This is a genomic window from Bythopirellula goksoeyrii (assembly GCF_008065115.1).
Classification (GTDB): domain Bacteria; phylum Planctomycetota; class Planctomycetia; order Pirellulales; family Lacipirellulaceae; genus Bythopirellula; species Bythopirellula goksoeyrii.
This window is the reverse complement of sequence record NZ_CP042913.1, coordinates 3,653,420-3,667,807: the sequence shown is the minus strand read 5'-3', so window position 1 is coordinate 3,667,807 and position 14,388 is coordinate 3,653,420. Positions and strand designations below refer to the sequence as shown.

Sequence of the window (14,388 nt, the reverse complement as noted above, 5' to 3'; positions counted from 1 at the left end):
GTATTGAAACAACATGGAACGATTCTCCGCAACCTATCTGATCGAGACGCCGCTAGATATCGCGGCTGCGGCAGAGTCGTTGGCAGGCGAGCAATCTTCCGGTACCTTTGTTTCCGTGCCGGGTGAAACTGCAGCCCTAAAAGAACGCTTTGCCGCTCGCGTTGAAAGTATTAGGGAGATCGAAGAATGCAGTTCACCAAGTCTACCTGGCTGCTCGGCCAATGCTAACAGCTATCGTCGTGCCGAGGTAGTCGTCTCCTGGTCACTTGAAAACGTTGGGTACAACCTGCCAACGATTGTCTCGACAGTGCAGGGCAACCTCTATGAAATGCGACAGTTTTCTGGCCTGAAATTAGTAGACTTGGAGTTCCCTCCGACTTTCTCATCGCATTTTAACGGTCCCAATTTTGGAATTGAAGGTTCTCGACGGTTGACTGGCATCCAAGATCGTCCGCTCTTAGGGACAATCATCAAGCCAAGTGTGGGGATGTCTCCCCAGGAAACTGCCGAACTAGTGAGGACACTTGCAGAGGCGGGGGTCGATTTCATCAAAGACGATGAGCTAATGGCTGATGCTCCTCACTCACCTTTTAACGAACGTGTTGCAGAGGTTATGCGTGTAATCAATGATCACGCAGATCGCAGTGGCAAGAAGATCATGTTTGCATTCAATCTCAGCGACGAGATGGATCGCATGCTAGATCACTATGATACTGTGATTAGTCATGGTGGTACCTGTGCGATGGTCAGCCTTAATAGCGTCGGTATCGCGGGAGTCAAGAAGATTTGTGATCGAGGAAAGCTCGCTATCCATGGACACCGCAATGGCTGGGGGATGCTCAATCGACACCCCTTGTTGGGTATTGATTTCAAAGCCTACCAAAAACTATGGCGATTGGTCGGAGTCGATCAGATCCATGTCAACGGTCTTCAGAACAAATTCTGCGAATCAGATGATTCGGTAATCCGATCCATCAAGGCATGTCAAGAACCGATGTTTGGTGGATGGGAGATTCTGCCAGTTGTATCTTCCGGCCAATGGGGGGGGCAGGCACCAGAGACTTATCGCCAGACACAATCTATCGACCTATTGTATCTCGCCGGAGGAGGAATATTGGCGCATCCCGATGGTCCTTCCGAAGGAGTGAAAGCACTCCAGCAAGCTTGGGAGGCTGCTGTTGCCGGCCTTTCCCTGGAAGAAGCGATTGTAGAATCTCCAGCTTTGTTGCGATCTACAGAAAAATTCTCGAAACATCTTTGCACTGGTTTAGATCAGACTCCAACATCTCAGGGAGCCCTGGTCCAATGAATGAATTGTTGCTCGCCTATTATGGAGACGATTTCACCGGCTCCACCGATGCATTGGAATGTCTAGCTCGAGCAGGAGTCCGATCGGCTTTGTTCACTCAGCCTCCCACTCCAGAGATGCTATCTCGACACAACGGATTGCAAGCCATAGGAGTGGCTGGAACAACTCGTTCTCTTGCGCCTAAGGCCATGGAGAGCGAGTTAGTCCATGCATTCACCGCATTTCTAGAGCACCGTCCACGTCATATTCACTACAAAGTGTGCTCAACGTTCGATTCTACTCCTGAGACTGGAAGCATAGGCTGCGCAATTGATGTTGGCCGACGAGTTGTCGGCTCGGCCTATGTTCCACTCGTAGTAGGTTCGCCGTCGTTGGGACGCTATTGTTTGTTTGGTAATCTGTTTGCAGCAGCTGGAGTTGGGCATTCGGGGGAAGTATACCGACTTGATCGACACCCCTCGATGAGTTGCCATCCCAAGACTCCCATGACAGAAAGTGATCTTCGTGTTCATCTAGCAGCACAGACACAATCGAAGACTGATTTGTTCAGTGTGCTGAAGCTCGCATTGCCTGATGAACAGCAAAAAAAAGAGCTGGATCATCTCATTGCTGCAGGCGCTGAGGTCGTGCTCTTTGACGTTCTAAATAACCAACATATAAAGCACATTGGTAGCTTAATCGACGAGGGAAGTTGCCCCGGACAGCCACTTTTTTCCGTGGGTTCTTCTGCGATTGAAACGGCTCTGTGCTCGAAGTGGACATCGGATGGCACAATTTCCCCAGTAACGCATTGGGATATTCCGGAAAAGACAAACAATGTCTTGGTTGTATCTGGCAGCTGTTCCCCCATTACAGATTCCCAGATTGCTTGGGCAGCCAAGAACGGGTTCGCAGAAGTAGCAATTGATACACCGGCGGTAGCTGCCAAGGAAGGTACGGAAGAATCTATCCAGCGGTCAACTCGCGAAGTAATCGGATTGTTAAAATCAGGGAAAAGTGTCGTCGCACATACGAGCAAGGGGTCTTCTGACCCGCGCATAGCAGCTACAGTAGAGGTGTTCTCCAAATGGAGCCCTAATGGTCAGCCAATAGCAGCACACAGTTCGCAAGTTCTTGGAACTGCGATGGGGCACTTGGTAAGACAGTCTTTAGCGGAAACATCAGTACGAAGACTTTGTGTGGCAGGTGGCGATACCTCCAGCTATATCGCTCAGGAAATCGGTGTCGAGAGTATTGAGATGCTCTACCCTTTGGCAATAGGAGCTCCATTATGCTCCGCTCGGGCTCCAAGGTCTCCTGCCGACGGAGTCGAGATTAGTTTTAAAGGAGGTCAAGTCGGACGAGAGGAATACTTCGGGTCGCTGCTCACAGGAACAATCCAATAGGTTGTATCGATCCCAACGATCGAGATTAGATAAAAACATGAATCGTAAAACATTAGCTTTGGTTCACACTTCATCATCTCTGGAACCTGTTTTTGAACAGTTGTGTAAAGAGAAGAAACTTGATGTGGATTTAGTTCATATAGCGGATTCGACTTTGATTCGAGATGTGATTGCGGATGGAGAATTGACTGCCGATACTTTGGAGCGAGTACTACATCATCTCACCGCCGCTGAAGACACGATCGCCGACTACATTATGGTGACTTGTTCTTCGATAGGCCCTGCGGTGGATGCTGCCCAGTCTCGGCTCCACAAGCCAATTTTGCGTGTCGATCAACCCTTGGCGGAAGAGGCAGTCAAACTAGGTGCCAAGATTGGCGTGGTAGCAACCTTAGTTACTACCTTGACGCCAACTGCTGATCTCATCCGACGCCAAGCAGAGAAGGTTGGGAAGGAGATCAGTATTGAAACAGAGTTGTGCAGCGGTGCTTTCGACGCATTTCTCATCGGAGACCTTGAGAAGCATGATCTCGCCGTGAAGGATGCTATTGAGAGGCTTGCTCCGAAGGTCGACGTCATTGTCCTGGCCCAAGCTTCCATGGCCAGAGTGGCAAGCCAGTTGGAGGCTGGCGCTGTCAGTATTCCTATTCTGTCGAGTCCTTCTTTGGCTGTAGACTATCTCGCAAGTGTGTTATAAACGCCTAGTATGTCAATTGCGTATAAACTCTGCTTAGTAGTTGCAGGCTTGGCTCTTATCTTATGTTTGCTGGGAGTATTTTTCTCCTCTGCCCAACTTTGGCAACCGGCGGCAGTGGTTGCTTCTGTAGCAACTGCTCTCGGCCTCGGTGCGTTTCCAAACTATTCCGGCTATCGATTCACACTGTGGATCTTGGCAGCCGTAGTCTCAGCATTAATCTATCCAACCCACTTCCTTCACTTGGGCCCCTTTGATCTTAAGCTGTTTCAGATACCAGAAATCGACTTGCAAAATAAATGGGTGATTTTGGTTATCGTCCAACTGGTAATGTTTGGCATGGGAACAAAAATGGGCTTCAGGGACTTCGCAGGTGTGGCGAAAATGCCATACCCGGTCTTTATAGGCGTGGGACTGCAATTTCTTATTATGCCGTTGATGGGCTACGCCTTGGCCAAGTTTTTTGCGTTTCCTCCAGAAATAGCAGCAGGGGTAGTGCTTATTGGCTCATGTTCCAGTGGTCTAGCATCAAACGTGATGTGTTATCTTGCTGGCGCAAACTTAGCACTCTCGATCACGCTCACGGCAGTAGCCACATTGCTTGCCCCCCTAGCGACAACCTTTTGGATGCAACGACTTGCCGGAGAGTTCGTAGAAATTGATTCCTTGGCAATGCTGGGGCAGATCGTCAAAATTGTGCTCGTGCCAATTGGCGCTGCCCTGCTGCAAGACTACTTGAAACACGCGACTCTCCCGATGAGAAAGATAGTAGTCGCTACTGGAATGATCTGCGGGGTGGTTTGTATCCTATTGGTAATAAATAGCTGGCTCATAAAGGACGCTTATGTTCTTCCTCTGTCGCCTGCTGCTTTAGAAGCACTCGTTATTTTCAGCGGAGCAGTGACCTTTGCATTAGCTTATCACTTTATCGCGAGTCGGTTACCTTGGATTGATCGCAACATGCATGTTATTTCTATGTTCGGAATCGTTTTCTTTACCGCGGTCACTACAGCAGCCGGAAGAGACAATTTACTGGTAGCTGGTATGGCTCTTTTCCTCGCGGCTGTTATTCATAATTTTTCCGGCTATACACTTGGCTATTTGATGAGTCGCCTCGCAGGACTCGACAAGAAGTCGGCAATTACCGTAGGTTTTGAAGTCGGAATGCAAAACGGCGGGATGGCTTCTGGATTGGCAGGCTTGATGGGAAAGTTGGGTACAGTCGGCTTGGCAGCGGCAGTGTTCAGTCCATGGATGAATATCTCAGGATCGCTCCTAGCCAACCAGATCCGCCGTCACAACGAGTCGAAAGCATCAAATTCCGATTGATTTCATAACCCAATTTATTACTTCAGAGGACATTCCAGTGCAACGATATCTGCAAGCTCTTATGATGTTGGTTTTCAGGACTTTTGGAAAACTCTGTCTGACTTGCGTATTGTGTTTAGTGGTTTCTTTGGCATTTACTTCTGCTCAGCCATCAGTGAGGCCAGATGACAACGGCAAGTTGAACTACGCGCAGGATGAGCAAGGAAATGCGATACCCGATTTTTCTTACTGTGGCTACGACATGGCTTCCAGTGATATTCCGCAAGTTACCGTTCGGGTCGTTGTGAAACCGGCAGATGGCGATGATGGAGAACGAATCCAGACAGCAATAGATTATGTAGCTGACTTGCCAAAAGACAGTGATGGCTATCGCGGTGCCGTGGGGCTTGCACCGGGGGAGTTCCAAGTCGCCGGACAGATCCTAATCAGGACTTCCGGAGTTGTACTCCAAGGATCCGGCGCCAACAAAGGTGGGACTACCGTTCTAGCTACTGGACAGGATCGACGGGCACTGATCAAGGTTATGGGAGTAGATGACCGTACGATCCAAGATGAGCCCGGTATTCAGGAAATCAGAGACGACTATGTCAATGTGGGCGCATATATATTCAACGTCGGATCCGCTGATTCATTTGCGGTCGGGGATTCTGTGTTGATTACTCGTCCCAGCACAGCAGAGTGGATTCAGGAAGTTGGAGGAAGAGCGGAGGGGATAGGTTGGAAGCCTGGTTCGAGAGATATTTATTGGGATCGAAAGATAACCCAAGTTGATGAGGATTCTATAACTGTTGACGCTCCCATAACTACGGCGCTGGAAAAACACTTTGGTGGGGGCACCGTACATATCTACGACTGGCCTGGGCGACTCCAGCACGTAGGCATCGAAGACGTTTGCCTTCAGTCGAGTTATTCCGAGGACAATCCTAAGGATGAAGACCATTCGTGGTTTGGCATCACGATGGACAACGTGCAAAATGCATGGGTACGACGGACAACTTTTGAACACTTTGCCGGGGGAGCCGTCTCGCTAGGCCGCAATACGAAATCGATCACTGTGGAAGACTGCATTTCCCTTGCTCCCATCTCAGAAATTGGTGGCTATCGGCGGCATACTTTTTTCACTCTGGGCCAATTGACCTTGTTCAATCGGTGTTGGTCAGAATCGGGACGACACGATTTCTCAGTGGGGCATTGTGCTCCTGGCCCGAATGCATTTGTTCAGTGTCATGCCGATCGTGCTCTCGGAGAAAGCGGTCCCATCGAGAGTTGGGCCTCGGGAGTTCTCTATGATAATGTTCGAATCGATGGAAGCGATCTGCAACTACAGAATCGCTGGAACGATCCGCCTGGTACGGGTTGGGCCGCCGCGAATTGCCTCCTTTGGCAGTGTCGAGCAGCAAACGTCCGCTGCTTTCGTCCACCTGATGCGAACAATTGGACAATAGGTGCGTGGGCGACTCCTGCCGGAGATGGAGTTTTCGAGAGTTCGAGTGATTTCGTAAAGCCGCAGAGCTTGTATCAGGCACAGTTAAGACAGCGTTTGGATGAAAGTGCGGCGGCTCGCCTCGATCTGATATTGGGTAAGCCAATTGCTGCCACCAACCCAAGCTATCAAGAGGCAGCGCATTTTCTTGAGCAATCGGAGCTCCCAGCCAAACAACTTGTGGATTTGATTGAGGACAACATCGCGCGGGCGACAGAAGAGCTGGCAGTTAAATTTGAGGCCGGCGAACTCAATGATGCGGTTGATCTTGAGAATCTTCCGAATCAAGAAGCCTTGCAAAAAGTAGCGTCTGAAAAGGAAGTATCCGTTGAGAATGGTTGGCTCGTTGCAAACGGCCAACTGATAACCGGGAAACGCCTCACGCCCACCTGGTGGAGAGGCAAACTTCACCCTGAAGAAGCTGAAAGTTTTGGTCATAATATCTCTCGGTTTGTCCCTGGCAGAGAAGGTGTCGGCCTCACGGAAGATATTCAAGACGTGGTAGAGGATATGGTTGCTAAGAGCACAGCAGTTTATGAACATCACTACGGTTTATGGTACGACCGCCGGCGCGATGACCATTTAATGGTGAGACGGGCCGACGGAGCGGTTGCTCCACCATTTTACGAACAGCCATTCGCAAGAAGCGGGCAGGGATTAGCTTGGGATGGATTGAGTAAATACGATCTGACCAAGGAGAATCCCTGGTATTGGCACCGCCTCAAAGCCTTTGCACAGCAATGTGAAGAAAATGGACTGGTACTCGTTCATCAAAACTACTTTCAGCATAACATCCTGGAAGCGGGTGCGCACTGGGCCGATTGTCCCTGGAGGCCGGCGAACAATATCAATGAGACGGGCCTCCCTGAGCCACCTCCTTATATTGGCGACAAACGTCTTTTCATGGCTCAACACTTCTATGATGTTGCCAATCCCAATCTCCGCGAGCTACACCGACGGTACATTCGCCAATGTTTAGATGCGTTTAAAGATCGCTCCAATGTCATTCAGATGACAAGTGCCGAATTCACTGGACCCTTGGAGTTCGTTCAGTTTTGGATCGACACAATCGTCGAGTGGGAACAAGAGACTGGTAACAAAATACTTCTCGGACTTAGCTGCACGAAAGATGTACAAGATGTGATTCTGGCAGATCCAGAGCGAGGACCTCATGTTGACATCATCGATATCCGCTACTGGACATACGATAAGGATTTCAAACTGTACGCGCCTGAAGGGGGGAAGTATCTAGCACCACGTCAACATATGCGGCAAATGAGACCACAGGCCTCCTCTTTCGACTCGATCGTAAAGGCAGTAAGCGAATACCGCAGCATCTATCCGGAGAAAGTAGTTCTGTACAATGCTGATCTCGTTTGCCGAAGTCCTAACGCGGGATGGGCAGTCGTAATGGGAGGAGGTTCATTGCCGAATGTGAGCCTGCCACCGGAATTAGCCCGCGAAGCACCACGAATGCTTCCGGTTGACAATGTAGTGAAGGGCAACGGCCAGTGGTCCATGGCGTCCCAAGATGGCGATCTTCTGGTCTACACAGAAACTTCATCAGATGAGCTTGCGATAGACTTTGCAACCAATGCTAAAACTCTACGATTGCGATGGATCGATACTGAAACCGGAGAAATAGTTGAAGATACCGAGATTCGATCCGAGAAACATTTAGAGCTGTCACCGAAATCTAAAGCAATCTGGATTTCAGAGGTTAAACCATAGAGAAACCCATCGACCGCGCTGCTCTACCGCACAGGTAGCCAAACCGACATTTCTGATTGCCCGCGATTTGCCCAAGCATAGTACGGAATTAAACGAAGTTCGAACTCTTTGGTAGTACGTTTACCCGCTTCACGATATAGCTTTTCACCCCATTCGGGGGTACTTGAGACTAGTGCCGTTCCTTCGATCAATGTGATACCCTGAAGGAAATCTGCATCATAGCGTTCTTGAAGCTGGATGTCTTGAGGGATAATCACATCCTCAATGTTTACGCCGCTTGGTAAATCGACTGATTCCAAACAATATACGATCGGACCTCGCTGAACGGCTACCTGATTCGTGGTTTCTTCAACTAGCGGATTTGCTCTCATTAACTTTGCCTGCATGGGTAGGTTGAGTTCGACGCGGTCACCTATTTTCCATCTGCGGCGGATTTGGCAAAAGCCTTTTACTATGCTCAATGTTTCTAGCTGTTCGTCATTGACAGCGACAGTAGCCCCGTCCGCCCACTCTGGTATCCGCAGATTAATCGCGAATTCCTGCTTGGGACAAGCTTCAATTTGCAATTGGACAATTCCGTTCCAAGGATAGGCAGTCTGCTGTGAAATTGTTAACGGTTCTCCAAGGAACTCCATGGAAACCGTGTTGGCACCATACAGATTGAGCCAAAAAGTATTTTCACTCTTGCTGTAGGCGTATCCGCTGATCTCAGCAATGGTGCGCAATAGGTTGGGGGGGCAACAAAAGGAAACAAAAAAGGGCTGGCGTGTCCGAGGATATCTCAAACTTGTCGGCAAAGGATCAACGACTCGCATCGGATTGACGTAGAAATACTCTGTGCCGCTCAGACTCACACCACTCAGGATGCTGTTGTATAGAGCCAGCTCCAGGACATCGACGTATTTGGCATCACCGGTTAGCTGAAACATTCGCCACGACCACATAAGATTGGCGATATTCGCACATGTCTCGTTGTGCGAGGTGGTATTGGGCAACTGATAGTTTCGTCCGTACGACTGATGTACGCGTGTAATATGCTGCTGATCAGCTGAACCATCCGGAGAGGCGCCATCGTAAAGAGCCCCGCAAGCTCCCGTTATATACATTTTCTTGGAGACCATGTTGTTCCAGGCCGCCTCTAGAGGTTCCAGGAGATCTGATTCACCTGTCTCCGCGTACAGGTCAGCCGCACCAGCGTAGAGGTAATTGGCCCTTACAGCATGTCCCACTGCTTCTCGCTGTTCGACAAACGGAATACGATCTTGATTATCGTCACCCCCGTCAGTTACAAGATTTCGCATTGCCAGAAAGTTCTTTGCCAAATCCAAATAGCGAGCCTCGCCAGTCGTGCGATAAAGCTCCACAGCACCCATGTAATGAGATGGACAGATAGAATTGCGGGCCTGTTCGGGGGTGGGATTGCGAAAAGTCTCAATCAGATAGTCCGCTGCTTTCTTGGAGATATCGAGAAGGGTAGTCTCACCGGTTACTCGATAGTGGATGCATCCCGTCGTCATCAGGTGACCCATGTTATACATTTCAAAAGCATGTCGATCTTGGAACGGCTTCGCGTTTGTGTCACCGTTGCGTTGAGCAATGAGTACCGGAGTGTGAATATAACCGTCAGGACGTTGCGCCAGTCCAATCGCCTCGATGGATTGATTGATTGCATCCCTCAATTGCGAATCATCCGTCACCGCTACCGTTGCTATGGCAGCTTCAAGCCATTTGTAGAAGTCGCCATCATTCCATTTTGCTCCGTGATGATCTCCATCAGCCAGGCCAGCCGCAATGAGGAAATGCTCTAGAAATGGTTTGTACTCATGCCCTTTCATCAGTTCCCACATCGCCGGGATAGACTTTTCTCGGCATACATTCATTCGGTCTGCCCAAAACCCTTCGGTCCAATGAACTTCGTCGAGACCGACCGGACTTGTGACGGTGAATTTGCTGTTTGACGTGTCAACAATGTCCGCCGCAGTGAGTAAGTTCATTTCGAGAGATATCATGCCGACGAGAGTCAACCTGACGAACCCCAAAAGAACAAATGAAGGTCTAAGCATTGTGGGATATCACCGTGAGTTAAAAAGACTTTATTTGCAGAAAATGGACTACTGCCTGCAATAATGATTCTACGTTAGTTTCGTTTCTGGTTCCACTCAATTGAAAGCAGCTTGTTCGATTCCCTTTCCAGAGCTAGTATGAATCTAACGTTGACGCTTCACTGTCTAATTCGGTGATTTGCGATTTTTCACTCGACAAAGCTGTCTCATCTAGGATTACCGAGAGCAAACTGTGAAACAATTGTTGCTTGTTATTACGGTGATATTTCCCATGCAATGGATGTCAGTCTCAATCTGCGCTGAGCCTGCAATCCTAGAGCCAAATGGTTTTCGTCAATATGTTGAGAGGTTCAACGACTGTGATAGCGAGCAGATAGTCAATCTTATTCCTAATTCAGAATCCTGGCAGTGGATTGTCGATCAAGCACCTCTGTTTGAATGTCCCTCCACGCGGCTTGAAGAGACTTACTATTTTCGCTGGTGGACCTATCGAAAACACATCAAACAGACTCCGGCGGGAATGGTGCTGACCGAGTTTATTCTCCCTGTTAGCCATGCTGGAGAGTACAACACAGTTTCATGTGCTTTTGGACATCAAATTGCCGAAGGACGTTGGCTACGCAGCCAAAGACTGCTCGATGAGTACACACTGTTTTGGTTCCGTTCCGGCCCAGACGGTGGCCCAGCCGACCATTTCCATAAGTTTAGCAGTTGGGCGGCAGCAGCATTGTACGATCGGTATCTTGTCACTTTGGACCGTAGTTTCATCATCAACATTCTTCCCGATTTGGTCGCGGATTACGCAATCTGGGAGGAAGAACGCCAAACGCCTGACGGTCTCTTCTGGCAACACGATGTTAAGGATGGCATGGAGGAATCTATCAGCGGAGGCCGGCGAGAAGAGAATATCCGCCCCACAATTAACAGCTACATGGCTGCCAATGCCTTGGCGATTTCGCATATAGCAGCACTAGCGGGCAATATGGAACTTAGCAAGGAATTCGCAGGGAAAACTCAAGTATTGACAGCTGAACTGAATCAGAAACTCTGGGATAGTGAGGCGCAATTCTACAAAGTTTTGCTCGAAAGCGGAGAATTCTCCACAGCCAGAGAAGCCATCGGCTTTATTCCATGGATGTTTAACCTTGCCGACTCGGAACATGCCATAGCTTGGTCACAATTGAAAGATCCGGAGGGATTTCGGGGGCCCTGGGGAATAACGACAGCCGAAAGAAGACATCCCGAATTTCGCACCCACGGCACAGGCACCTGCGAGTGGGATGGTGCCGTCTGGCCTTTCGCTACAAGCCAGACCTTGAATGGGCTAGCAAATCTGTTGCGAAATAAACCCCAATCAATTGTTACTAAGCAAGACTTTTTCGAGCAGTTGTTGCTATATGCCGAGGCCCAGGAGCAAGACGGCATGGCATACATCGGTGAGTACTATGACGAACAAACGGGGCAATGGTTAATTACTGGCCCCAAGGCGGAGAGAAGTCGCTTCTACAATCACTCCACCTTCAATGATCTCGTCATATCCGGACTTTTGGGGATTGTTCCTCGAGCGGACAGAATCTTAGAGGTCGATCCACTCATTCCGGAGAATACTTGGGATTGGTTTTGCCTCGATAACGTGAAGTACCATGATCACACGCTAACCATCCTCTGGGACCGCACAGGAGAACGATACCATCGTGGGAAGGGGCTCATCGTACTTGCTGACGGGGTAGAAATCGGGCGAGCTTCCGCAATTGAACGGCTAACAGTGGAATTGCCATGAACAAACGTGCTCTGTCGTTGCTTCTTGTGAGTTTAGTATTGTCGCTCTGCTCATCTTACCCATGGTCTGAATCTGCTTCAGCATCCGAAAGCGAATCTACATCAGATTCCCAGACTCCCAGACTTGAGCTTTGGTACACTTCTCCAGCCAAGAAATGGACCGAGGCCCTGCCACTTGGAAACGGTCGGATGGGTGTTATGGTCTTTGGAGGCCCCCAGCAGGCAAGATACCAATTCAATGAGGACACGCTTTGGTCCGGAAGCCCTCGTAGCTATGCGAACCCTGGTGCGGCCGAATACTTACCTCAGATTCGATCACTGTTATTCGAAGGCAAACAGCGTGAAGCGGAACAAATGGCAACGAAACATTTTATGTCGGTTCCCATCAGGCAAATGGCATATCAACCGTTTGGGGATCTCATTCTAGAGTTCCCTGGTCACCAGGGCTACGAAGAGTATCGTCGATCACTCGACCTCGACTCGGCGGTAGCAACTACGCAATATCGGGTGAACGGCGTCTCTTATAAACGAGAGTGTTTTGCCAGCTATCCTGCCAGGGCTATCATTATTCACCTTTCTTGTGATACTCCGCGGGGCCTTTCTTTTTCTGCCTCTATGACAAGCCCACAGGAGGATATCAGCAGTACTCTCGTTGATGACCAGACGCTGACTATGACTGGGCGCGTGAGAGATGCCGAGATTAAGCAAGTCGGCGAGATCGCGAGCAAAATGCTTTTAACCTCACATTTACACGTGCTAGAAACGGATGGAATTACCTCAGCTTCAAATGGCGTCTTGCACGTGAAAGACGCCAGCAATGTAACTTTAGTCCTAACTGCATCTACAAACTTTGTGAGTTTCCGAGACCTCACGGGAAATCCACAATTGCGCAGCCGACAGGACCTGGAACATATCCAGAACAAGTCCTATCAAGTTTTGCGCGAAGAACACATTTCTGACCATCAAGAACTATTCGAAAGAGTATCGCTCAACTTAGGGAATCCGCCGAAAATCGATTTGCCAACCGATAAACGAGTAATTAGATATGCGGATCATCCCGATCCAGAGTTGGAAGCATTGTTCTTTCAATACGGCCGCTATTTGATGATCGCTTCCAGTCGACCCAATTGCCAACCTGCCAGTTTACAAGGACTATGGAACAATCAACTTAATCCTCCTTGGGATAGTAAATACACGGTCAATATCAATACAGAAATGAACTACTGGCTGACTGAACCGTGCAATTTGTCTGAGTGCGGCGAGCCGCTGTTTCTCGCACTTGGCGACTTGGCGATCTCGGGCAGTGAGACTGCCCGAGAGCAATATGACGCGCCGGGTTGGGTATTGCACCACAACTTTGATCTCTGGCGAGGTACGGCACCGATTAATGCCTCCAACCATGGTATCTGGCCAACGGGGGGGGCGTGGTTGTGTCAGCACCTCTGGTGGCACTATCTCTATACCGGCGACCGCGACTTTCTAGAGACGACAGCCTATCCCATTATGAAAGCTGCCGCAGAGTTCTTTGCAGACTATCTTGTTGAAGATCCACGGCAGGATTCTCACTGGCTCATTAGTGGTCCCAGCAATTCGCCAGAGCAAGGAGGGTTGGTGATGGGTCCCACGATGGACCATCAGATCATTCGCGAGTTATTTAAGAGTACAATCGAGGCTTCGGAAATCCTTGAAGCCGACCAAGACTTTCGAGCCAACCTGATATCGCTACGTGCACGCATCGCTCCTAATCAGATTGGCCAATATGGCCAGCTCCAAGAATGGCTCGACGATGTGGATGATCCAGAAAACGAGCATCGCCACGTCTCTCATCTATGGGGAGTCTTTCCAGGTGAGGAAATCTCGATAGATACTCCAGGACTTCTGGAGGCTGCAAAGCAATCACTCAATTTCCGGGGGGATGAGGGGACGGGATGGGCACGCGCCTGGAAGATCAATCTGTGGGCACGCATGCGAGAGGGAAATCGAGCTCATAAAGTATTACATGGATTGCTGAAGCTCACGGATTCGCCCCTCACTGATTACCGAGGTGGAGGCGTCTATCCAAACCTATTCGATGCCCATCCTCCGTTTCAGATCGACGGCAACTTCGGTGCGACAAATGGAATATGCGAGATGCTATTACAGTCCTATCGCAGAACTGATGATGGGTTGTGGTTGATCGAACTCCTGCCCGCCTTGCCAGATGCCTGGCCAAAAGGCAAGGTCACTGGATTGCGTGCACGTGGTGGCTTTGACATTGATTTCTCTTGGCTAGAGGGTCAGCTGAGAGAAGTTGTGATTCTCAGCACAAGCGGCGGTGCATGCTGTCTGAGTTACAATTCGCTGCAGACGACTGTAAACTTTGCACGAGGAGAAACAAAGAAGTTCGATGGATCACTATTGTTGAAGTGATTCTGGGCTGGGAGAACTAGATCAAGACGTTGTGGCTTCTTTGTCCTGAGCATTTGCTGATCTATCCATAGTTTTGTGGGGTAAGTTCTGCTTGATCTCTATTGGGGAGAAGATTCAGACTCCCCGAGAGGCACCCTAAACCTCATATTTTTCCGTTCAATCTCTTTGTAAGATCCGCTATTCATCAAGAACTAGTAGGCTGGCGT

8 protein-coding genes are annotated in these 14,388 nt (G+C 49.4%); 7 read left to right on the top strand and 1 reads right to left on the bottom strand.

Going from position 1 to position 14,388, the window contains the following annotated elements; translation table 11 throughout:
* The first annotated feature begins 13 nt into the window (after nt 1–13).
* The 5 genes from Pr1d_RS14625 to Pr1d_RS14605 all read left to right on the top strand — a co-directional run bounded on the left by Pr1d_RS14625 (nt 14) and on the right by Pr1d_RS14605 (nt 7,931).
* Nucleotides 14–1,309 (top strand): ribulose-bisphosphate carboxylase large subunit family protein, encoded by a 1,296-nt coding sequence (locus Pr1d_RS14625; RefSeq protein WP_148074219.1) that lies wholly within the window; start codon nt 14–16, stop codon nt 1,307–1,309.
* Entirely contained in the window at nt 1,306–2,694 is a 1,389-nt protein-coding gene (locus Pr1d_RS14620) for a four-carbon acid sugar kinase family protein (protein ID WP_148074218.1), read from the top strand. The genes Pr1d_RS14625 and Pr1d_RS14620 overlap by 4 nt, the downstream gene beginning before the upstream one ends.
* Nucleotides 2,695–2,731: 37 nt before the next feature.
* Nucleotides 2,732–3,391: an aspartate/glutamate racemase family protein gene (locus Pr1d_RS14615; RefSeq protein WP_148074217.1), complete on the top strand. Its 660-nt coding sequence runs from the start codon at nt 2,732–2,734 to the stop codon at nt 3,389–3,391.
* 192 nt (nt 3,392–3,583) lie between these two features.
* Nucleotides 3,584–4,717, top strand: coding sequence for a bile acid:sodium symporter family protein (locus Pr1d_RS14610; RefSeq protein WP_210417715.1), 1,134 nt, complete (start codon nt 3,584–3,586; stop codon nt 4,715–4,717).
* Nucleotides 4,718–4,844: 127 nt separating this feature from the next.
* Nucleotides 4,845–7,931, top strand: a complete 3,087-nt coding sequence (locus Pr1d_RS14605) for a DUF6298 domain-containing protein (RefSeq protein ID WP_148074215.1) — start codon at nt 4,845–4,847, stop codon at nt 7,929–7,931.
* A 23-nt stretch (nt 7,932–7,954) separates the two neighbouring features.
* On the opposite strand, the gene Pr1d_RS14600 is transcribed toward Pr1d_RS14605, so the two are convergent.
* Nucleotides 7,955–9,925: an aceric acid hydrolase gene (locus Pr1d_RS14600; RefSeq protein ID WP_168205240.1), complete on the bottom strand. Its 1,971-nt coding sequence runs from the start codon at nt 9,923–9,925 to the stop codon at nt 7,955–7,957.
* Between the two features lie 340 nt (nt 9,926–10,265).
* On the opposite strand from Pr1d_RS14600, the gene Pr1d_RS14595 reads away from it, so the two are divergent.
* Together Pr1d_RS14595 and Pr1d_RS14590 are read left to right on the top strand one after the other, a co-directional pair.
* Nucleotides 10,266–11,774 carry an MGH1-like glycoside hydrolase domain-containing protein gene (locus Pr1d_RS14595; RefSeq protein ID WP_210417714.1) on the top strand — a complete coding sequence of 503 codons (1,509 nt, stop codon included), beginning with the start codon at nt 10,266–10,268 and terminating at the stop codon, nt 11,772–11,774.
* A complete protein-coding gene (locus tag Pr1d_RS14590) occupies nt 11,771–14,182 on the top strand; it encodes a glycoside hydrolase family 95 protein (protein WP_148074213.1) in 2,412 nt (803 codons plus the stop codon). The genes Pr1d_RS14595 and Pr1d_RS14590 overlap by 4 nt, the downstream gene beginning before the upstream one ends.
* Nucleotides 14,183–14,388 lie beyond the last annotated feature (206 nt).

Coding starts and splice junctions, on each gene's coding strand:
- Pr1d_RS14625 (WP_148074219.1), top strand. CDS start 14: ATGGAACGATTCTCCGCAACCTATCTGATCGAGACGCCGCTAGATATC.
- Pr1d_RS14620 (WP_148074218.1), top strand. CDS start 1,306: ATGAATGAATTGTTGCTCGCCTATTATGGAGACGATTTCACCGGCTCC.
- Pr1d_RS14615 (WP_148074217.1), top strand. CDS start 2,732: ATGAATCGTAAAACATTAGCTTTGGTTCACACTTCATCATCTCTGGAA.
- Pr1d_RS14600 (WP_168205240.1), bottom strand. CDS start 9,925: ATGAACTTACTCACTGCGGCGGACATTGTTGACACGTCAAACAGCAAA.
- Pr1d_RS14595 (WP_210417714.1), top strand. CDS start 10,266: ATGCAATGGATGTCAGTCTCAATCTGCGCTGAGCCTGCAATCCTAGAG.
- Pr1d_RS14590 (WP_148074213.1), top strand. CDS start 11,771: ATGAACAAACGTGCTCTGTCGTTGCTTCTTGTGAGTTTAGTATTGTCG.